The sequence below is a fragment of the Terrirhizobium terrae genome (genome assembly GCF_030323265.1).
GTDB lineage: Bacteria > Pseudomonadota > Alphaproteobacteria > Rhizobiales > Rhizobiaceae > Neorhizobium.
Map to the genome: position 1 here is coordinate 3,225,416 of NZ_CP104992.1, position 20,819 is coordinate 3,246,234.

The window sequence follows — 20,819 nt, forward strand, 5'->3', positions numbered from 1 at the left end:
TTCCAACAATGCTTCAATCGAATAGCCGAAATGAAAATGGCCGCTTTCGCGGCCATTTTCGTTGAATTCGTCTTAAGGCTCAGAAGAAGCCGCGGCGCTGCCACCAGCCGGCCTTCTTCGGCTTGGTCGGTTCGCCATCACCTTCAGGTGCCTTTGTCGGGTCGGAGCTCTTCACCACGGCCTCGCTGGAGGACGAGATGTTCGAGGCGCGGTTGGCGCGGACCGGTTTGGTTTCGTCGCCATCGGCGGCTGCTTCCACAGCAACCGGTTCCGCCACAGCCTCTTCAGCCTTCGGCTCTTCACCAAGCGCGGCGTCGACCTGTTCCACGATCGCTTCGACGGCCGGAGCCGGTTCGGCAGCAGCAGCGGCTGCAGCTTCGGCCTCGATGGCCTTCTTGCTGCGGCGGGCGCGCTTCGGCTTGGCTGCCGGTTCGGCGTCCGGAGCGGCCTCGACGGCTGCCGCCGGGGCTTCTTCCGCAACAGTTTCGGCCGGTACTTCCGCGGCAACCTCTACCGGAGCGGCAGTGTCTTCCGCGACTACTTCGCCATCGTCACCCGAAGCATCGTCTTCGCCCTCGGCGCCGGCTTCGATACCCTCTTCGCCATTGCGGTTACGACGGCCACCACGCTTGCCGCGGCGGCGACGCTTGCGGCGACCATTTTCATCGTCACCCTCGGCGATCGACTCGGCGCCTGCTTCTGCAGCAACGGCATCCGTATCGGCATCGTCCTCGCCGTCATCGGCATCGTCTTCGGATGCGTCATCGGCCTGAGCCGACTGGGCATCGCCATTACGCTCGCCATTGCGGTTGCGACGACGACGGCGACGCTTGCGCTTACGGCCTCCTTCGTCGCCCTCGGCGCGCTCCGGCTTCGGAGCAGTCTGCGTCGACACGATTTCTTCGTCTTCTTCCTCTTCGAAATCGATGACGACGTCGTCATCTTCCTCGACGGGAATGGCCGCGAACTGCATCAGGCTTTCGATCTTGACCGGGTTCTCGACGGCTTCGCCGCGATCGATCGCGAAGTGGCTGGAACCGATGCTGACATCCGATTCGATGAAGATCGAGACGCCGAAGCGGTTCTCGTAATCCATCACGGTCTGGCGCTTGTGGTTGAGGAGATAGAGCGCGATGTCCGGCGTCGTGCGCACGGTGATGTCATGCGTGGTGTTCTTGAGGAGGTACTCCTCCATGCCGCGCAGGACGTGGAGTGCGACGGACGACTGCGAGCGAACGTGGCCGGTGCCACCGCAATGCGAGCAGATCTGCGTCGTCGATTCCAAGACCGAGGCGCGGATGCGCTGGCGCGACATTTCCAGAAGGCCGAAATGCGAGATGCGGCCGACCTGGATGCGGGCGCGGTCGTTCTTCAGGCAATCCTTCAGCTTCTTCTCGACGGCGCGGTTGTTGCGCTTTTCCTCCATATCGATGAAGTCGATGACGACCAGACCGGCAAGGTCGCGAAGACGCAACTGGCGGGCGACTTCTTCAGCCGCTTCGAGGTTGGTCGCGAGTGCGGTTTCCTCGATCGAGTGCTCGCGGGTCGAACGGCCCGAGTTGACGTCGATCGAAACCAGCGCTTCGGTCTGGTTGATGATCAGGTAGCCACCGGACTTCAGCGTCACCTGCGGCTGCAGCATGCGGTCGAGCTGCGCCTCGATGCCGGAGCGCGAGAAGATCGGGTGCAGGTCGCGATAGGGCTGAACCACCTTGGCGTGGCTCGGCATCAGCATCTTCATGAAGTCTTTCGCTTCACGATAGCCTTCTTCGCCCGACACGATGATCTCGCCGATATCCTTGTTGTAGAGGTCGCGGATCGAGCGCTTGATCAGCGAGCCTTCCTCGTAGACGAGGGTAGGGGCGGTCGACTGCAGCGTCAGCGTGCGGACGTTTTCCCAAAGGCGCATCAGATATTCGAAGTCGCGCTTGATCTCGACGCGGGTGCGGTTTGCACCTGCGGTGCGCAGGATGACGCCCATGCCCTGCGGCACGTCCAGCTCGCGGGCGATTTCCTTCAGGCGCTTGCGGTCGGTCGGCTGGGTGATCTTGCGGGAAATGCCGCCGCCACGGGCAGTGTTCGGCATCAGGACGGAATAACGGCCGGCAAGCGACAGGTAGGTCGTGAGCGCTGCACCCTTGTTGCCGCGCTCTTCCTTGGCGACCTGCACCAGCAGGATCTGGCGGCGCTTGATGACCTCCTGGATGCGGTACTGCTTGCGCGGCTTGCGCTGCACGCGATCCGGAACCTCTTCCATCGCGTCTTCGGCGCCGACGGATTCGATCTCTTCCTTCTCGTGGTGATCGTCCTCGTCGTCATCGCCGTCGTCATTGCGGCGGCGCGCATCGACATCCTCGGAAATGCTGTCGGTCTCGACCATCGCCGCCATGGAATCCGGCGTCGATCTCGTCGTTGCTGTCGGCTGCCGATGCTTCACCTTCGGCACCGGCCTCGGTAGCAACAGCTTCTTCTGCTGCCGGCTCGGCGGCCTTCTTGCGCGAGCGGGTGCGCTTCGGCTTGGCGGCCTTCTTTTCCGGCTCAGCGGCGGCTTCCGCTACAGCGGGCTCGGCCGCGGCAACGATGCCAACGTCCGGCTGGTCCTGGTTTGCGAGATCGACGATCGGGTCGGCCGATTCGGCTTCCGCGATCTTGCGCTGATCCTCGGCTTCCTGCTGCATCAGGGCCTGACGGTCCGCGAGCGGGATCTGGTAATAATCCGGATGGATTTCCGCGAAGGCAAGGAAGCCGTGGCGGTTGCCGCCGTAATCGACGAAGGCCGCCTGCAGCGACGGTTCAACGCGCGTTACCTTGGCAAGGTAGATGTTGCCGCGGATCTGCTTCTTATGCTGCGATTCGAAATCGAATTCTTCGATGCGATTGCCGCGTACGACGACTACGCGCGTCTCCTCTTCGTGAGACGCGTCGATAAGCATTTTGTCTGCCATTGAAATTCTGCTCCTCGGCGCGACCGTGCAAATGCACGAAAGCCTGCCGCGAGGACAGGCTCGTTATGCAAAACGGTGAGGGCGCCGGACAAAGGTGATCCCGTCGGGTCGGGGCGAGACGGCAATCGGAAAGACAGCAAAGCCAGGGGCTTCCTTCTGTTTTCCGTGATCTGAAAATTTTGCCGCAACATTAGAACCAGACGAGAATGACGATAACTGGATCCTTGCGGATCCGATGGGATGCTCCTCGGAGCGTTGGGTGGCACGCCACCCGGTATTTTTCCGACGACAGTCGGAGTGATCGATTAACCCGAGATCAAGTGTTGCGACGGCGGATGTTTGCCGGTACTTGGCGCCAAATCTTGCGTTGGCAGCCCATCGGCGGACTATCCCGTCAACCCTTTAACCTCACTGGCGTTGTATGGTTTATCTGTCACAATAGCAAGGGAAAAGCCGTCTGCGCCATATTGTCGATGGAATTGACGGCCTTATCGAAACTGGGCTTCTCCGGGCGATTCGCGCCGGTTGAAACAGAAATGCCTGAAATGCAGGCTCTTCGTGCCGGAGACGGGCTGGGCACGAATGATCAAGAGGCGGAATACGGCTTGAGGTTGGATAGAGTGCTAACGATCGGCAACGCGGTCGGCGGGTCCGCAACGGTGCGGTTTTTCCGAATCGCGTGTCGAATCACCCTGCTTGCGGCAATCGTCTCCACCATCTTCACCTCCGTTTCACTGGCGTCGCAGCAACCGATGCTTGCATTCGCGGCAAGGGTCGCCGGCGATGCCGCCAGAACCCGCGTCGTCATAGATTTCGAGGGCAAGCCTGAGTTCTCCATTCACTATGTCGGCGGGCCGGAGCGCATCATCGTCGATCTCTCGGCGACGGCGTTCGGTTTTCCTGCGGCCGATCTTGCTCCGCGCGGCCTGTTCAAGGATATCCGCTACGGCACGATGGAGGCCGACAGCGCTCGCATGGTGTTTACAACCGAACGGCCGGTGAAGCTGGTTCTGGCAGAAGTGCAGGATAACGAGAACGGCGGCCATCGCCTCGTACTCGATGCCGAGATCACCACCAAGGACAAGTTTGCCGAGATGCTGAGGACGCAGGACTGGAACTCGTCCGCGGCGGTCCCGCCGACCGATGAGGTCGGGCCGGTGGTCGAAGACGGCGTCTTCACTGTTGCCGTCGATGCAGGCCATGGCGGCATCGATGCCGGCGCCACCGGCGCGACGACGAAAACCGCCGAGAAGACCGTGACGCTCGATTTTGCCAGGTTGCTGGCCGAGCGCCTTAACAAGATCGATGGCGTGAAGGCATTCCTGACGCGTGAGGATGACACTTTCCTGTCGCTATCCGAGCGCGTGGTCTTGGCGCGACAGCAGCATGCCGATCTTTTCATTTCGCTTCATGCCGACACGCTGGCGCAGAAGGATATTCGTGGCGCGACGGTGTACACGCTGTCCGATCGTGCGTCGGACCGGATGGCGGAAAATCTCGCCGCCCGCGAAAATCTCTCGGACCAGCTGGCGGGCTTTACGATCGATCACGGTCGTCCCGAGGTTGCCGATATCCTGCTCGACCTGACGCGCCGAGAGACGCAGGCCTTTTCAGTTTCGCTTGCCGAGAATGTCGTGAAGTCCTTCGAGGGGCAGGTCGGTTTGATCAACAATCCCCATCGCCAGGCCAATTTCCAGGTTCTTCGGGCGCCTGACATACCATCGGTTCTACTTGAGTTGGGCTTCCTATCCAATCCCGAAGACGAGAAGCTTCTTCTCGACGAGGCATGGCGGACGAAGGTCGCCACACGCATTTCCGACGCGGTTGATCGCTATCGCAGGCGTGCGCTTGCCAATGGCGGCTGATCTGCCTCTCATTCGGCTGCGTGGCCTCGATACCACACTCGCGTGTCGATTGCCGAAATGCTATAGGGAAGCAGCGGAAATACCTGGGAAAAGCCCTAGTTTCCTCACATTCGAAGAGCAGGTCGCGGCAATGTATTTCGCATGACCGGCGTTTTCGCAGAGTTGATCCCGTCGCCCTTGCACTGATGTAAGTGTCGTGCAAAAGGCCTCCATGCATGCGATGGCGCATCTTGCGCTAAGAGAAAGCTTAAACGGTAGCTCCGACATGATCAGACTGATTGGATATTTCTTTGGTATGGCGTGCGTGCTCTTTCTGGGCGTCGCCGCAGCCGTTGCCATCTACTTGAGTGGCATGACCAAGGATTTGCCAGACTATGAAGTGCTGAGCAGCTACGAGCCGCCGGTCGCCACCCGCGTTCACGCCGGCAACGGCGCGCTGATGACCGAATATGCGCGCGAACGGCGCCTGTTCCTGCCGATCCAGGCTGTTCCGGATCGGGTCAAGGCTGCCTTCCTTTCCGCCGAAGACAAGAATTTCTACAATCACCCGGGCGTCGATATCTATGGTCTCGGCCGAGCCGTGATGCTGCTTGCAAGCGGTGGGCCGATGCAGGGCGGCTCGACGATCACCCAGCAGGTGGCGAAGAACTTTCTGCTGACCAATGAGCGTTCCTTCGAGCGCAAGATCAAGGAAGCGATCCTCTCCTTCCGCATCGAGCAGGCCTATTCCAAGGATAAGATCCTCGAGCTCTATCTCAACGAGATTTATTTCGGCCTGAACTCCTACGGCATAGCCGGCGCAGCGCTCACCTATTTCGATAAGTCGGTGACCGAGCTGACGACGGCGGAGGCAGCCTATCTTGCCGCTCTGCCGAAGGGCCCCAACAACTATCATCCGTTCCGCCATCAGCAGGCCGCTCTGGAGCGCCGCAACTGGGTCATCGATCGTATGGCCGAAAATGGCTACATTACCCAGACCGACGCTGACGATGCTAAGACGCAGCCGCTCGGCGCCCAACAGCGCCGCGGCACCGGCACGGTTCTGGCGTCCGAGTATTTCTCCGAAGAGGTTCGTCGCCAGATCATCGAGCGCTATGGCGACAAGGCGCTTTACGAAGGCGGTCTTTCCGTTCGCACCTCGCTCGATCCCGATCTGCAGGTCATTGCTCGCAAGGTAATGCAGAACGGCCTTCTCGATTACGATGAGCGCCGCGGCTATCATGGCCCTGCCGCCACCATCGAGACCTCGCCCGACTGGGCCGTCTCGCTCGCGACGCTGATCGCCGACAACAAGATGCCGGTCCTGCGCGACGTTCCCGAGTGGAAGATCGCTGTCGTGCTCGGCGTTTCTGCCAGTGAAGTCGAGATCGGTCTTGAGCCGGAAAATGGCAGCAAGACCGATCCTGACCGCAAGACCGGCAAGATCGCAGCCGATGATATGAAATGGGCATACCAGGACGCGGAAGGTCAGCGCAGGACCGCAAAGGGACCTGACGGCGTCCTGAAGACGGGCGATGTGATCTATGTCGAACCGCTTCAGCCGGGCGGCGATTCCTATCGTCTGCGCCAGCCTCCGAAGGTTCAGGGCGGGTTCGTCGCAATGGATCCCAATACCGGCCGCGTTCTCGCCATGGTCGGCGGCTTCTCCTATTCCCAGTCCGAATTCAACCGCGCCACCCAGGCCAAGCGTCAGCCCGGTTCGTCGTTCAAGCCATTCGTCTATGCGGCCGCACTCGACAACGGCTACACGCCGGCATCGGTCGTTCTGGATGCGCCGATCGAGATCGTCTCCGGCAATCAGGTCTGGCGCCCTTCGAACTACGGTGAAAAGGATGGCAATGGTCCGGCGACGCTGCGTACCGGTATCGAGCTTTCCCGTAACCAGATGACCGTGCGCCTTGCCCAGGACATGGGCATGGAACTGGTCGCCGAATATGCCGAACGCTTCGGGATTTATGACAAGCTGGCTCCCTATCTGCCGATGGCGCTCGGGTCGGGTGAGACGACGGTCATGCGCATGGTTTCGGCCTATGCCGTCATCGCCAATGGCGGTAAGCAGATCAAGCCGACCATCATCGACCGCATTCAGGACCGGTATGGCAAGACGATCTTCCGTCACGAGGAACGTGGCTGCGAGGGCTGCAATGCCAGCGAATGGGCCAACCAGGAAGAGCCGACATTGATCGACAACCGTGAGCAGGTTCTCGACCCGATGACCGCCTACCAGATCACCTCGATGATGGAAGGCGTTGTCCAGCGGGGCAGTGCCGCCGGCAAGATTCCGGTCAAGGATCGCTCGGTCGCCGGCAAGACCGGCACCACAAACGATGCGAAGGACACCTGGTTCGTCGGTTTCACGCCGAATATCGTGGCGGGTCTCTATCTCGGCTTCGATACGCCTGCTCCGCTGGGCAACCGCGCGACAGGCGGCGGTCTCGCGGCCCCGATCTTCGGGGCGTTTCTGGAAGAGGCCGCAAAGCGTATGCCGGCGGAAAAATTCCAGGTGCCCGAAGGGATGCAGTTCATCGCGGTCAATCGCAAGACAGGCATGATGGCCTTCGACGGCGAGCCTGATACGATCACCGAGGCCTTCAAGCCAGGCACTGGCCCGGCTGACGTCTTCCAGATCATCGGCGACGGCGAATACATGACCCAGGACCAGATCCTGGAGTCCTCACCGCAGACGCAGCAGGCCATCACCAACGGCTCCTCCGGCCTCTACTGATCTGTCCGGAACCATCTTGCGCCAGGTGCGGGCTTTACATCCTCGCCTGGCGCAACTATGTCCCACCGCATCTCCAATCCCTTCAAGATTACAGAGAGAAGAATACGCCATGCGCGCGGAAATGCTGAATGTTGTCGACGAAATCAAGCAGGCCATAAGCCTGCTGAGGAGGCATCTTTGACTGGGATCAGGCTGTAAGAAGACTGGACTGGTTGAATAACAAGGCAGAGGATCCGACCCTCTGGAACGATGCCCAGGAAGCCCAGAAGCTGATGCGCGAGCGCCAGCAGTTGGAAGAGGGCATCAACGGCGTCAAGGCGATGGAAGCCCAGCTTTCCGACAATATCGAGCTGATCGAGCTCGGCGAGGAAGAGGGCGACGAGGCGATCGTCAAGGATGCCGAAGAAGCGCTGAAGGCGCTGAAGGCCGATGCCAATCGCCGTCAGGTCGAGGCCATGCTGTCCGGCGAAGCTGACGGCAACGACACCTATGTCGAAGTGCATTCCGGTGCCGGCGGTACCGAAAGCCAGGACTGGGCCAACATGCTTCTGCGCATGTATACCCGCTGGGCGGAACAGCAGCGCTTCAAGGTCGAACTTCTGGAAGTGCATGACGGCGAAGAAGCTGGCATCAAGTCCGCGACCATTCTGGTCAAGGGCCACAATGCCTATGGCTGGCTGAAGACCGAATCGGGCGTCCACCGCCTTGTTCGCATCTCGCCCTATGACAGCAACGCCCGCCGCCACACGTCCTTCTCGTCGATCTGGGTCTATCCGGTCGTCGACGATTCTGATCAACATCGACATCAACGAGAGCGACTGCCGCATCGATACCTATCGTTCGTCGGGCGCCGGTGGCCAGCACGTCAACACGACCGACTCGGCTGTCCGCATCACCCACATTCCGTCGGGTATCGTGGTCGCCTGCCAGCAGGAACGTTCGCAGCACAAGAACCGTGCCAAGGCATGGGACATGCTGCGTGCTCGCCTGTATGAAGCCGAGTTGAAGAAGCGGGAAGAAGCGGCGAATGCCGAGGCGGCCTCGAAGACGGATATCGGATGGGGTCACCAGATCCGCTCCTACGTCCTGCAGCCCTACCAGTTGGTCAAGGACCTCAGGACCGGTGTATCGAGCACGGCGCCCGACGATGTTCTGAACGGTGAACTGAACGAGTTCATGGAAGCCGCTCTGGCCCACCGCATCAGCGGTAAGCCGGATGTGGACGTCGGCGACGTCGAATAAGCGCCGAATACAGATGACAAAAAAGCCGGGTCGCAAGCCCGGCTTTTTCTTTGGATTTTTTAGGTGATCCGGCGGATCAGTTGTTGAACTGTTCGGCAAGGATGCGGTCGGACCAGGAATGGTCCGGATCGGAGAGGATGCGCGCCGTGCTTTCGGTCGACTGGGCGATCCGTACATGCAGGACTGATTTCACCTCGACATTGTCCGCGACCGCATTGACCGGGCGTTTTTCCGGCTCAAGGATTTCGATGTCGACGCAGACCTTGTTGGGCAGAAGCGCACCGCGCCAGCGCCGCGGCCGGAAGGCGGACACAGGCGTCATCGCCAGAAGCGGGGCTTCGAGCGGCAGGATCGGACCGTGAGCGGAAAGATTGTAGGCGGTCGATCCCGCCGGGGTCGCCACCATCAACCCGTCGCAGATCAGCTCCGGCAGCCGCACGTGACCGTCGATCTCGACCTTAAGCTTCGCCGCCTGGTATGACTGGCGGAACAGATAGACTTCGTTGATCGCCAGCGCATGGGCCGTGACACCATCCGTTGTGGTCGTCGTCATCTTCAGCGGATGGAATTCGTTTTCGACCGCCGCCGCGATCCGCTCTGGCAAGTCGTTCATGCGGTAGTCGTTCATCAGGAAGCCGACCGAACCGCGGTTCATTCCATAGACGCGCGGCCCCGAATCGATCGTCTCATGCAGGGTTTGCAGCATGAAGCCGTCTCCGCCGAGCGCGACGATCACGTCGGCTTCATCGACCGGAACATTGCCGTACCGCTCGACCAGTTCCGCAAGCGCCGCCTGCGCGTCGGGAGAGGTGGAAGCTATGAACGAGAGCGTCTCGCATTTGATGGGCATGGACTGGCCTTTGACGGTGCTGCCTGTGACGCGCCCCGCGAATGGCCTGGAAAGGGCCGGCGGGAATGATGTGGTTCCTGGAAGCCCGAAAGGTGAGGGCGGACAACGTGGTACAGGAAAATACGCCGCGTCGACAAGTCGCCCGGCACGTCGAAATGCCGCATCAGGCAGGCGACGCCGGTTCAATTCGCCGGGCACCCGACTTTTTGCTTTACAGCAAGATAAAATATGGTAACTCCCCCACTCACGGATGCCCTTGTAGCTCAGTTGGTAGAGCACCTGATTTGTAATCAGGGGGTCGCGGGTTCGAACCCTGCCGGGGGCACCGTTCTTCTCTGGTTTTTATCACGACATATTTGACCTTGTCCGCGCGCCGGCTCCTTCCGCACGCGGAACCAATCCCCATATGCCGGCATTGAGATCCAAACCATGAGGAGAATTCCAATGCGTGTCCTAGCCGCATCTGCCCTGATTGCAGCTGCTTTTGCTGCGCCGAGCGCGCAGGCCTCCGAGGCCGATTTCCTGAAGTCCATCGAAGGCCAGTGGAATGGTGGCGGCACCGTGCTGCGCAGCATCGGCGGCGAGAACGTCAATGTGAAATGCAGCATGCAGTCCGATGCAAGCGATGCCAGCTACTCGATGGACGGGTCCTGTAGGGCACTGGTCGTCGTGAAGCGAGGCTTCAATGCGAGCGTGAAAGCTTCGGGCAACTCCTATTCGGGCACCTATACCGGCGCATCCGGCAAGCCGTCGACGCTCAGCGGCAGCCGCGACGGCGATACACTGAGTTTCGACGTCACTTGGGCGAACGAGGAATATGGTGACCGCAAGGCGACCATGACGATCCAGAAAGTGGGTGAGGATGGTTTGCGCATCCGCACAATCGACCGTGACCCGTCGTCAGGCAAGTCGGTCGTCACGACGGATTTGCAGATGCGACGGAGCTGATCTTTCAGCATCAGAAAAAGAAAGCCGCCGAAGCGGCCATTGGCAGCGCCGGTTTCCGGCGCTGCGTCACGTTTCGGGGAGCTTTCCCCTGTCTCGTCTTAGGGGATCGATCCCGTCATTACCGGATCGATCGATTTCAGCTCATCCCAGGCGACTGAGACGCCGAACATCAGGATGGCAATGATGGGAATAGCAAACAGCACGACGCCGCCATTGATACGCATGACCAACTCCACACATATAGTCACTGCGAGGACCATGTGCGGCCAGGTTTAATGATCTCGTAAACTTGTGCCGATTTCGAACAGTTAACACGCCGTTAGCTGTGGATATTTTTGTCGATGCTAATGATTCGGCCTATTGATCAGCCGACGGCCCGGCCGCCCGGGCAGCGCGCGACAAAATCCGGGTTGGCAAAATCGGCCTCTTCAACACGCCCGGTCTTGCCGTAACGCAGCGGTTGACCCTTGAGATCGACGGTCATTCCGCCCGCAGCCCGCAGCACAGCGTCGCCAGCCGCCGTATCCCATTCCATGGTGCGTCCGAAGCGTGGATAGATGTCGGCGACGCCTTCGGCGATCAGGCAGAATTTCAGCGAAGACCCTATGCTGCGGATTTCGGATGCGCCGCAGCGGCTCAGGAACTCGTCCGTCTCGGGTGAGCGATGAGAGCGGCTGGCAAGCGCAATCGCCGGGCTATCCACGCTTCGGGCCACCATCGGTTCGCGGCGGACAATGTTGAAATTTTCGTCGACCCAGAGTTTGCTCGCACCCTGCGCATCGCCGGCATAGGCGATATGGAGCGCCGGCGCATAGACGAATCCCGCCACCGGTTCGCCGTTGCGGATGAGCGCGATATTGACGGTGAAATCGTCCTTGCCGGCGATAAATTCCTTGGTTCCGTCCAAGGGGTCGACGAGCAGGAAGGCATGTCCGGTAAGTGCCGGCACATGACCGGCCGCTGCCGCTTCTTCCGCCACGATCGGAAAATCGGCACAGCCGCGCCGCAGTTCGGCCAGGATTACGGCCTCTGCGCGCTCGTCGGCTTCCGTCACAGGCGAAGCATCGGCTTTGTAGCGGGCTTCGGGGCCGGCCTTGTAGATTTCGAGGATCGGTGGTCCTGCCAGAAGCGCGGCACGCTCGAATGTTTCAAGTATCGGGGACATGGCGATGAAAATCGTTACGGTCTGTCCCCAATGCCATGTTTTGCCGCGACAGGCCAGTCCGTCGAGCACTGACCTGCCAAACGGAGTAAGATGGCGGCATTTTCTAATGGGCCTGAGGGCCGGTGCCGCGGGCGATGCCGAAGCCGAACAGGCTGCCGATGCTTCTGCCGAATGCCCGGCCGATCTGGCCGAGCAGGTTGATCAGCCGCCTGAACAGCACGCGCAGGCTTTCCGGCGGTTCGCCGCGCAACGCCAAGCTCCTGCGGGAAAAGGCCGGCAAGTTCGAACCTTGGCTCTCCCGGTCGGGACCATCCTGCTCGCTTTCGATGGACGTGGCGCGCCGCCGGATCATGTCGGCCAGTCCGACGGGAGGCTCATCGGCATCCTCAGGCTTCGGCGTCAGATCCCATCGCTCGTTGAGAAAGGTCTCAGGCTGTATCCTGTAGCCCGCCTCGAATGCCGCTTCTATGAAATTGGCGCGGGCAAGACCTATATCCGATTGGCCTGACAGGACGTCGCGGCACGTGGTCACCGCTGCGATATGCGCCTGCGTCCGTTTTGTCGGCCAGGCCCCGATCAGCATCAGTGCTGCATCCACCGTACCCGTGATGATGACCGATCCCGGCCGTCCATACATTTCGAGCACCACGGGTTTCTTCCAGACACCTCGTTCCATGTGCATCTCCTGCAATCCACAGTAGGAGATAGACACGCTAAGCTTGCGCCGGGATGGATTATTAGTGATTTCTAATTATTGGGTTGCTGGAGAAGCCAGTTTCAGGCCTTGCGGGTGAGGTGCTGCCGCGTCGCATAGAGCGCGATTGCCGCCGCATTGGACACGTTGAGCGATTTGATCGCTCCCGGCATGTCGAGCCTTGCGAGCGCGCTGACGGTTTCGCGGGTCTTCTGACGGATGCCTTTGCCCTCGGAGCCTAGCACCAGAGCGACGCGGTCTCCTGAAAGCGTTTCTTCCAACGGAGCTGGTCCTTCCGAATCAAGCCCGATCGTGCGGAAGCCGAGCTTGTGCAACTCGCCCAGAGCATCGGCCAGATTTGTGATCTGTATATAGGGAATGAGTTCGAGCGCGCCTGAAGCCGATTTCGCGAGCACGCCGGATTCTGTCGGGCTATGTCTCTGGGTGGTGATGACCGCGCCCGCGCCGAAGGCAACGGCCGATCGCATGATCGCGCCGACATTGTGCGGATCGGTCACCTGGTCGAGCACGAGAAGCAGCGGGCTTTCCTTAAGCGCTTCCAGTCGGCGGACGGGAAGCGGCCGTGTTTCCAGCATCACGCCCTGGTGGATCGCCTCGGGGCCGAGCACCTTGTCGATATCCTGCGGGGAGACGAATTCGATCGGAAAGGGCAGGGCGGTGGACTCGCCGATATCCAGCCGCACGAATGCGTTCTGCGTTACCGACAGCTTGATCAGCTTGCGCTCCGGATTGTCGAGCGCCGCACGCACCGTATGCAATCCATAAAGAAAGACCTGATCCTGCTGCAGCTGCGGCGGCTTCCAGTCCTTGTTGGATTTTGGCCGCTTCTGCTGTGGCGTCGGAATCTCGCCGCGCTCGCGCTTGGCGTCGCGTACATTGCGCCTCAACGTCGCATAGTGAGTGTCGCGGGCGGATTTGTCTTTGGGATCTTTCGTGCTCATGCCGCCTTATATCGATGAGCGCCTATCCGGCAAAGCCCTTCCGGCAGGGCTGAGCTGGGGATTGATATTTTTTCGTCATTTTTCCAATGAGGTCGTGTTGACAGAAGGAAACGAGGCGGTCATATACGCGGCGCAGATCGAGGGGCGGCAACGCAAAACGGTCTGACGAACTTGGTCTCACGATCCAGATAGAATACTGGAGGGATGCCCGAGTGGTTAAAGGGGACGGACTGTAAATCCGTTGGCTCAGCCTACGTTGGTTCAAATCCAACTCCCTCCACCATTCTGTCACCGGATCGGAACCACTCCGCGGGTATAGCTCAATGGTAGAGCAGCAGCCTTCCAAGCTGAATACGCGGGTTCGATTCCCGCTACCCGCTCCATAATCACCTTCTCCCGATTTTATCAGATGCGGTCCTGCCTGCCGGGGTGCCGGATTCCGTCTGTTGGTTCTGGCTGAGGAGAGGATTGTTTTTCATGATGTCTTTACCAGCTATCGTCGGTCTCGCACTCGGGACCTCGGGCTATATCGCATTCACCGGCAAGAACCGGACAAAGTCGCTCGGCCGCCGCCTTCTTTATTTCGTCGGCGGCTTTGTAGGCACGATTGTCGGCCTGCTTGCGATCAATTTTGCGATCTTCGCCGCGAACCAGTAATGCCGTCCAAGCGACGGCAGTGCATGCTGATGGCGGCAGGAACTCGATAAATTTCAGCCGGATCCCGCCTCGATTGCGCCCCTCGATGCGGCGAAGCATTTATGTCTTGCGCATTCTAGCCGAAAGCCTTAAACGGCTGCACCAAACCCGGTTTTCGGGTCCACCTCTTATGTTCACAGGAAGCATTCAATGGCAAAGAGCAAGTTTGAGCGCAACAAGCCTCACGTCAACATCGGCACGATTGGTCACGTTGACCACGGCAAGACGTCGTTGACGGCAGCGATCACGAAGTACTTCGGTGAATTCAAGGCGTATGACCAGATCGACGCTGCACCGGAAGAAAAGGCACGCGGCATCACCATTTCGACGGCGCACGTCGAATACGAGACGCCGAACCGCCACTATGCGCACGTTGACTGCCCCGGCCACGCCGACTACGTCAAGAACATGATCACCGGCGCTGCCCAGATGGACGGCGCGATCCTGGTTTGCTCGGCTGCCGACGGCCCGATGCCGCAGACCCGCGAGCACATCCTGCTTGCCCGTCAGGTTGGCGTTCCGGCAATCGTCGTGTTCCTCAACAAGGTCGACCAGGTCGACGACGCCGAGCTTCTCGAGCTCGTCGAGCTGGAAGTTCGCGAACTTCTGTCGTCCTACGACTTCCCGGGCGACGACATTCCGGTCATCAAGGGCTCGGCTCTTGCTGCTCTGGAAGATCTCGGACAAGAAGATCGGCGAAGACGCGATCCGCGAGCTGATGGAAGCTGTCGACTCTTACATCCCGACGCCTGAGCGTCCGATCGACCAGCCGTTCCTGATGCCGATCGAAGACGTGTTCTCGATCTCCGGCCGTGGTACGGTTGTGACCGGCCGCGTCGAGCGTGGCATCGTCAAGGTTGGCGAAGAAGTCGAGATCGTCGGCATCAAGGCAACCTCGAAGACGACGGTTACCGGCGTTGAAATGTTCCGCAAGCTGCTCGACCAGGGCCAGGCCGGCGACAACATCGGTGCACTCGTCCGCGGCGTTGACCGTAACGGCGTCGAGCGTGGCCAGATCCTGTGCAAGCCGGGCTCTGTCAAGCCGCACAAGAAGTTCATGGCTGAAGCCTACATCCTGACGAAGGAAGAAGGCGGCCGTCATACGCCGTTCTTCACCAACTACCGTCCGCAGTTCTACTTCCGCACGACGGACGTGACCGGCATCGTCTCGCTGCCGGAAGGCACGGAAATGGTTATGCCTGGCGACAACGTCACGGTTCAGGTTGAGCTGATCGTTCCGATCGCGATGGAAGAAAAGCTGCGCTTCGCGATCCGCGAAGGCGGCCGCACCGTCGGCGCCGGCATCGTTGCTTCGATCATCGAGTAATCGATAGTCTCTCAGAGACAGGAAAAGCCCCGCGGGAAACCGCGGGGCTTTTTCGTTTTGGAGTTTCGTTCAGGAAAGGATGAGGACCGGCCGGAGGACGTCAGACCCTGCTGGGAGGTCTTGGGACTTATGTCTGGCGCAGAAGCTCGTCCGCATAGCGAAAGACGGCAGCATTGCGTGGCTTCCTCAAGCTCTCCGGCAGCCGCTCTTCCTCTTCTATCAGCCGTTCAGCGACATTTGCCGCGCCGGCATCGAGTGCGGCCTTGCCGATGAAGCCGCCACGCACCTGGGTTGTCGCGGCGAGCGCGCGGGTGAACGCGTCGAACAGATCGGCGTCGGGCAGGGGAGGTACGGCCCAGAATGCCGAGAGTGACGCCTGCGACGTCAGCCCGGCGACGTCATAGATTGCGGAGCCAAGAGCAATGACCGGGCGGCCGAGGGCGAGCGCGGTGAGCCCGACCGTCGAGTTGACGGTCACGACCCCGGTCGATTTTCCGATCAGACCGTCCGTATCGCCTCCATCTGCAAGATAGACGCGGTCGGCGATGCCGTATTTCTCTGCCGACTTGCCGATGCGCTCCGGCCAGCCGGAAAGGCCGTTGTCGATCGGGTGGGTTTTGAACAGGATCCGGGTATCGGCCGGCGCGTGAGCAGCGAAGGACGCGATGGTCGCGTCCACGATACGGAATAAGTCACCACCCGGTGAGTGTCGGATGATCTGGTAATCGCCGGGCAATTGCAGTGGAAACAGGAAGAAACGGCTGTCCGAGCCGTCGGGCATTCTGGTGCAGGCGGCAATGGTCTCTTCCGCCTTTCGGCGCCTGCGGCCGGCCGTCAGCCCCTTCAAGATCCAGCCGCTGTATTCGACGACGGGATGGACTGGTCCGTGAGTTCGGTAATGCGGATGGACGATCGGGCCGAGCACCACGTTTGGGATGTGGTAGGCGAGATCGTAAAGTGCGTAGGTCAGAAAGCTCGAACGAAACAGGCCGCCTCTGGCAACAGCCGGAGCATCCTTCGCGAGCGCCCGGATCTCCTCTGGTGCCTGTGGAAAACGCGAATGCGCAGACATGCCGTCGGGCTCGACCGTCAGCCAGTCCGGCCTGAGATAACCGTGCTCTATGACATGAACGCGGACGCCTGCGGCCTGCGCGACCTCGGCCGCGGCGGCGTGATAATCGCGTCCATCTCCGAGCATGATGACATCGGTCACCGCATGGTGACCTAGGAATTTTTCCAGGTACGCAGGCCAATCAGCCTTTCTACCGCGATAGAATGTTGCCTTTCGCGGCCACCAGAAAAGCGAGTCTCCGAGGCAGAAATTGATCCGCGCGATGCGCGCTCCGGTTGTTTTCAGGCGGTTTGCGAGCAGGCGAAAGAACGGGGAGGCGGGCCCTTGGAGAAACAGGAAGGTGCGTGTTTTCATGTCACACTACTTACGCGATTTAACTGAATGTATCCGTAATTGCATTGACGGGGCATACCATTTGATGAGAATGCCGGAGCCTTACTGACAAATATCTGAATCTTGCTGCTTTTTGTCCGATTTGCGAGTGCATGACAGTCCTAAGGGTACCGGATCGCGTATGACCAAAGTTCTCTTTCTGCAAGGCCCTCCGTCGGTTTTCTGGCGGGAACTGTCCGACGCCTTTGAGGCGCGCGGCATCGAAACGAAGAGAGTGAATTTCTCCTTCGGCGATCAGGCCTATTGGCGCAAGAGGTCGGCCATCAACTATCGCGGTACCCTGCGCAAGTGGCCGCGCTACCTCGCAGAGCTCGTAAAGCGGGAAGGTATTACCGACATTCTCTATTATGCCGACCGGCTTCCCTATCATCGGTTGGCGGCGCGCGTCGCGCGCAAGCTGGGCATCAAGTGCCATGCGGTGGAGTTCGGCTATCTTCGCCCCGATTGGGTAACGCTTGAGCGTGACGGCATGGGCCGGTTCTCGCATTTTCCGAACGATCCGGAACATATCCGCCGTATCGCCGCAAAGGTCGGCCAACCGGATCTGAAGACCCGCTATCCGCATACGTTCGGGCAGGAAGCGACGAACGAAGTCGTCTATAATCTTCTGGCCTATTTCGGCCGGCTGATGTTTCCGTTCTATCGTTCTGATAAGTATTACGATCCACTCTATGACTACCTGTCCTGGCTGCCGCGCATGTTTCGTCCGCGCTTCGACCTGCCGGAGGGCTATTTTGACGACAAGCTCAAGCGCAATTATCTGATCGCTCTGCAATTGCAGAGCGACTACCAGATCCGCGCCAACTCGCCGTACCGGCATATTTCCCAGATGCTGGAACAGGTCATCCAGTCCTTCGTCCGGCATGCACCGGAAAACGGGCGTCTGGTCATCAAGCAGCACCCGCTCGACAACGATCTTGAGAACTGGCGCAAGGTCGTGACCGAGATGGCGCAGCGCTACCGCATCCAGAATCGCGTCATCTTTATCGAAAAGGGCAATCTCGCCGAGATCCTTCGCGATTGCCATGGCGCGATCGTCGTCAATTCGACGACGGGCCTTCATAGTCTTAGGGCGGATGTGCCGACGATCGTGCTTGGTGCGGCGGTCTTCGATATTCCGGGACTCACCCATCAGGGCGGTATCGACAGCTTCTGGCGCCATCCGGAACGAATCGACCACAAGCTTCTTGCCGACTTCATCACCGCGATCGCCGGTACGATCCAGGTGAAGGGTAATTTCTATCATCCGGAAGGTCGCAAGGTGGGCATTCAGACCATTATCGACCGAATCGTCGGTGACCTCGTGAACCAGCCGGATGCTTATGTGGCGGCGCCTCCGAGGCTTGCCTGGAAACGGCTGCCGCCCGTAAAGCAGGCCTCCGCCGTTCTGCCGGGTGCCCTTGATCTGGGTGCCGGGGAAATTCTCGGTTCCGGTCCCGAGCCTGCACTTTCAGCCGTGCGCGCCGGCGATCTTGCCGATCCCCGAGGCGGTAATTACAGATAGCGCCAGGATAATTAAAAACAGACTTGCCAAGTCGGGCGTGGCACCTTAAAGGGAGCGCCTAGCTTGCGGACGGCAGAAGTGATTTGTCATTTCAGCGTCGTTCACTGCGAAGGGGTGTAGCTCAGTTGGTAGAGCGACGGTCTCCAAAACCGTAGGTCGTCGGTTCAAGCCCGGCCGCCCCTGCCATTTCCAGACCAGAGGCATGACTAATGCGCTGACAGGAGTGGTTGCCGTAAAAGGCGAATTTTAATCGAGCATCGATTTTCCTCTTGTGTAAGGGAGGGCGATGTTTATGTAGGGCAAAACAGACACGCGGTGCGTGGGGCTGAGCGATATCGGCTTTACGTGCCGTAATGGCGTGGAAAGTCGAATGGCATCCAAGACCAATCCGGTTACGTTCTTCAAGCAGGTTCGCTCCGAAGCGTCCAAGATCACGTGGCCGTCCCGTCGTGAGACGACGATCTCCACGGCGATGGTTCTGGTGATGGTCGTTGTGGCCGCCCTGTTTTTCTTCGCTGCCGACCAGTTGATGGGCTGGCTTTTGCGCCTGATCCTGAACGTCAGCGCTTGATTCTGGAGAGTGAAGATGGCGGCACGCTGGTATATCGTCCACGCATATTCGAATTTTGAGAAGAAGGTCGCTGAAGATATCGAGAACAAGGCTCGCCAGAAGGGGCTTGAGCATCTGTTCGAAAAGATCCTCGTTCCGACCGAAAAGGTGGTTGAAGTGCGTCGCGGCCGTAAGGTCGATTCGGAGCGCAAGTTCTTCCCGGGTTATGTGATGGTTCGCGCCAATCTGACGGACGAAGCCTATCACCTGATCAAGAATACGCCGAAGGTCACGGGTTTCCTCGGTTCCGACAATAAGCCGGTTCCGATCCCCGACTTCGAAGCCGAGCGCATCCTCGGCCAGGTTCAGGAAGGTGTCGAGCGGCCGAAGTCCTCGATCTCCTTCGAGATCGGCGAGCAGGTTCTGCGTCTCCGACGGTCCGTTCGCGTCGTTCAACGGCGTGGTTCAGGATGTCGATGAAGAGCGCTCGCGCCTCAAGGTCGAGGTTTCGATCTTCGGTCGCGCGACGCCGGTCGAACTGGAATACGCTCAGGTCGAAAAGGTCTGAGCTTGAAATGGGGTCCGCATGTCGGGCCTCTCGCGGTGACAAGCCGCGAACCGCGTGGAAGGTGAGGGGTCTTAGCCGGACCCTAACGATCCGAACCACGCAACCGCAGCCGCCGGATCGTTCCGGCATGTTGGGTCGGGAAACCGCCCCGTTAGTGAAAGGCAGAGAGATATGGCTAAGAAAGTAGCAGGCCAGCTCAAGCTTCAGGTCAAGGCAGGATCGGCAAACCCTTCCCCGCCGATCGGCCCGGCGCTTGGTCAGCGTGGCATCAACATCATGGAATTCTGCAAGGCGTTCAATGCCGCCACGCAGGAAATGGAAAAGGGTATGCCGATCCCGGTCGTCATCACCTATTACCAGGACAAGTCCTTCACCTTCGCAATGAAGCAGCCGCCGGTTACCTACTGGCTGAAGAAGGAAGCGAAGATCACCTCCGGTTCCAAGACGCCTGGCAAGGGCGGCAAGGCCGGCACCATCACCAAGGCTCAGGTCCGTGCGATCGCCGAAGGTAAGATGAAGGATCTGAACGCAGCCGACATCGAAGGCGCAATGCTGATGGTTGAGGGCTCTGCCCGCTCCATGGGCCTGGAAGTGGTGGCTTGATCATGGCAAAGCTTGCAAAGCGTATTCAGAAGATCCGCGAAGGCGTTGATCCGACCAAGCTCGTAGCGCTCCCCGACGCCATCTCGATGGTCAAGGAACGTGCGACGGCAAAGTTCGACGAAACCGTCGAAATCGCCATGAACCTCGGCGTTGATCCGCGTCACGCAGACCAGATGGTCCGCGGCGTCGTCAACCTGCCGAACGGCACCGGCCGCGACGTTCGCGTTGCTGTCTTCGCACGTGGCGCCAAGGCTGATGAAGCCAAGGCTGCTGGTGCAGACATCGTCGGCGCTGAAGATCTCCTCGAGATCGTTCAGGGCGGCAAGATCGACTTCGATCGCTGCATCGCGACCCCGGATATGATGCCGCTCGTCGGTCGCCTCGGTAAGGTTCTCGGCCCGCGTGGTATGATGCCGAACCCGAAGGTCGGCACGGTCACCATGGACGTCACCGGTGCGGTGAAGGCTTCCAAGGGCGGCGCTGTCGAGTTCCGCGTTGAGAAGGCCGGTATCGTTCACGCCGGCATCGGCAAGGCTTCCTTCGAGGCCAAGGCGCTTGAAGAAAACATCAAGGCCTTTGCTGACGCCGTCATCAAGGCAAAGCCGGCCGGCGCCAAGGGTAACTACGTCAAGCGCGTAGCGATCTCCTCGACCATGGGCCCGGGCGTCAAGATCGACCCGTCGTCGGTTACAGCCTGATTTTAGAATTGT

General features: G+C 59.9%; 15 protein-coding genes, 4 tRNA genes and 4 pseudogenes. 16 read left to right on the forward strand and 7 right to left on the reverse strand.

Translation table 11 applies throughout. From position 1 onward, the window contains the following. Window positions 1-79 precede the first annotated feature (79 nt). Window positions 80-2,945 (reverse strand): annotated as a pseudogene (locus N7E02_RS23755) (Rne/Rng family ribonuclease). A gap of 752 nt (window positions 2,946-3,697) precedes the next feature. Between N7E02_RS23755 and N7E02_RS23760 the strand changes: the two are divergent. The 3 genes and pseudogenes from N7E02_RS23760 (at window position 3,698) to prfB (ending at window position 8,777) form a co-directional block, all read left to right on the forward strand. After that, the gene (locus tag N7E02_RS23760) at window positions 3,698-4,810 is read left to right on the forward strand and encodes an N-acetylmuramoyl-L-alanine amidase (protein ID WP_286580043.1); all 1,113 of its coding nucleotides are present in this window, start codon (window positions 3,698-3,700) and stop codon (window positions 4,808-4,810) included. 265 nt (window positions 4,811-5,075) lie between these two features. Continuing rightward, complete coding sequence (locus N7E02_RS23765) at window positions 5,076-7,535, forward strand: penicillin-binding protein 1A (RefSeq protein WP_286580044.1); 2,460 nt, start codon at window positions 5,076-5,078, stop codon at window positions 7,533-7,535. A 109-nt stretch (window positions 7,536-7,644) separates the two neighbouring features. Further along, window positions 7,645-8,777 (forward strand): annotated as a pseudogene (prfB, locus tag N7E02_RS23770) (peptide chain release factor 2). A gap of 76 nt (window positions 8,778-8,853) precedes the next feature. Here the strand turns inward: prfB and N7E02_RS23775 are convergent. Beyond that, window positions 8,854-9,627 (reverse strand): NAD kinase, encoded by a 774-nt coding sequence (locus N7E02_RS23775; RefSeq protein WP_286580045.1) that lies wholly within the window; start codon window positions 9,625-9,627, stop codon window positions 8,854-8,856. Between the two features lie 252 nt (window positions 9,628-9,879). Between N7E02_RS23775 and N7E02_RS23780 the strand changes: the two genes are divergently transcribed. Further along, a tRNA-Thr gene (locus N7E02_RS23780) sits at window positions 9,880-9,952 on the forward strand. Window positions 9,953-10,071: 119 nt separating this feature from the next. After that, complete coding sequence (locus tag N7E02_RS23785; protein WP_286580046.1) at window positions 10,072-10,575, forward strand: hypothetical protein; 504 nt, start codon at window positions 10,072-10,074, stop codon at window positions 10,573-10,575. 98 nt (window positions 10,576-10,673) lie between these two features. Here the strand turns inward: N7E02_RS23785 and N7E02_RS23790 are convergent, their stop codons facing one another. The 4 genes from N7E02_RS23790 to rlmB all read right to left on the reverse strand — a co-directional run bounded on the left by N7E02_RS23790 (window position 10,674) and on the right by rlmB (window position 13,396). Next, complete coding sequence (locus tag N7E02_RS23790; protein ID WP_286580047.1) at window positions 10,674-10,799, reverse strand: hypothetical protein; 126 nt, start codon at window positions 10,797-10,799, stop codon at window positions 10,674-10,676. 140 nt (window positions 10,800-10,939) lie between these two features. Then, window positions 10,940-11,740, reverse strand: coding sequence for a 3'(2'),5'-bisphosphate nucleotidase CysQ (cysQ, locus tag N7E02_RS23795; RefSeq protein WP_353622845.1), 801 nt, complete (start codon window positions 11,738-11,740; stop codon window positions 10,940-10,942). Window positions 11,741-11,843: 103 nt separating this feature from the next. After that, a complete protein-coding gene (locus N7E02_RS23800) occupies window positions 11,844-12,416 on the reverse strand; it encodes a DUF982 domain-containing protein (protein WP_286580049.1) in 573 nt (190 codons plus the stop codon). A gap of 101 nt (window positions 12,417-12,517) precedes the next feature. Beyond that, a complete protein-coding gene (gene rlmB, locus N7E02_RS23805; RefSeq protein ID WP_286580050.1) occupies window positions 12,518-13,396 on the reverse strand; it encodes a 23S rRNA (guanosine(2251)-2'-O)-methyltransferase RlmB in 879 nt (292 codons plus the stop codon). Between rlmB and N7E02_RS23810 the strand changes: the two genes are divergently transcribed. From N7E02_RS23810 to tuf, 5 genes and pseudogenes are all read left to right on the forward strand, one after another. Next, a complete protein-coding gene (locus N7E02_RS23810) occupies window positions 13,395-13,562 on the forward strand; it encodes a hypothetical protein (RefSeq protein ID WP_286580051.1) in 168 nt (55 codons plus the stop codon). The two genes, rlmB and N7E02_RS23810, sit on opposite strands and share 2 nt — an antisense overlap. 32 nt (window positions 13,563-13,594) lie before the next feature. Continuing rightward, window positions 13,595-13,679: transfer RNA gene (locus N7E02_RS23815), tRNA-Tyr, on the forward strand. Between the two features lie 26 nt (window positions 13,680-13,705). Then, window positions 13,706-13,779 (forward strand) — tRNA-Gly (locus N7E02_RS23820). Window positions 13,780-13,873: 94 nt separating this feature from the next. Then, window positions 13,874-14,053: a hypothetical protein gene (locus N7E02_RS23825; protein WP_286580052.1), complete on the forward strand. Its 180-nt coding sequence runs from the start codon at window positions 13,874-13,876 to the stop codon at window positions 14,051-14,053. Window positions 14,054-14,242: 189 nt separating this feature from the next. Beyond that, window positions 14,243-15,419: pseudogene (tuf, locus tag N7E02_RS23830) on the forward strand (elongation factor Tu). A 127-nt stretch (window positions 15,420-15,546) separates the two neighbouring features. Here the strand turns inward: tuf and N7E02_RS23835 are convergent. Next, the gene (locus N7E02_RS23835) at window positions 15,547-16,632 is read right to left on the reverse strand and encodes a capsular biosynthesis protein (RefSeq protein WP_286580053.1); all 1,086 of its coding nucleotides are present in this window, start codon (window positions 16,630-16,632) and stop codon (window positions 15,547-15,549) included. A gap of 373 nt (window positions 16,633-17,005) precedes the next feature. Here N7E02_RS23835 and N7E02_RS23840 point away from each other — a divergent pair, with 373 nt between their 5' ends. From N7E02_RS23840 to rplA, 6 genes and pseudogenes are all read left to right on the forward strand, one after another. Next, on the forward strand, window positions 17,006-18,388 hold the full coding sequence (locus tag N7E02_RS23840; protein WP_286580054.1) for a capsule polysaccharide biogenesis protein: 1,383 nt from the start codon (window positions 17,006-17,008) through the stop codon (window positions 18,386-18,388). Between the two features lie 110 nt (window positions 18,389-18,498). After that, window positions 18,499-18,574 (forward strand) — tRNA-Trp (locus N7E02_RS23845). A 184-nt stretch (window positions 18,575-18,758) separates the two neighbouring features. Beyond that, window positions 18,759-18,959, forward strand: a complete 201-nt coding sequence (secE, locus tag N7E02_RS23850; protein WP_286580056.1) for a preprotein translocase subunit SecE — start codon at window positions 18,759-18,761, stop codon at window positions 18,957-18,959. Window positions 18,960-18,974: 15 nt separating this feature from the next. Further along, window positions 18,975-19,506 (forward strand): annotated as a pseudogene (gene nusG, locus N7E02_RS23855) (transcription termination/antitermination protein NusG). A gap of 171 nt (window positions 19,507-19,677) precedes the next feature. Continuing rightward, window positions 19,678-20,109 carry a 50S ribosomal protein L11 gene (gene rplK / locus N7E02_RS23860; protein WP_112730803.1) on the forward strand — a complete coding sequence of 144 codons (432 nt, stop codon included), beginning with the start codon at window positions 19,678-19,680 and terminating at the stop codon, window positions 20,107-20,109. 2 nt (window positions 20,110-20,111) lie between these two features. After that, window positions 20,112-20,807: a 50S ribosomal protein L1 gene (gene rplA, locus N7E02_RS23865; protein ID WP_286580059.1), complete on the forward strand. Its 696-nt coding sequence runs from the start codon at window positions 20,112-20,114 to the stop codon at window positions 20,805-20,807. Window positions 20,808-20,819: the final 12 nt, after the last annotated feature.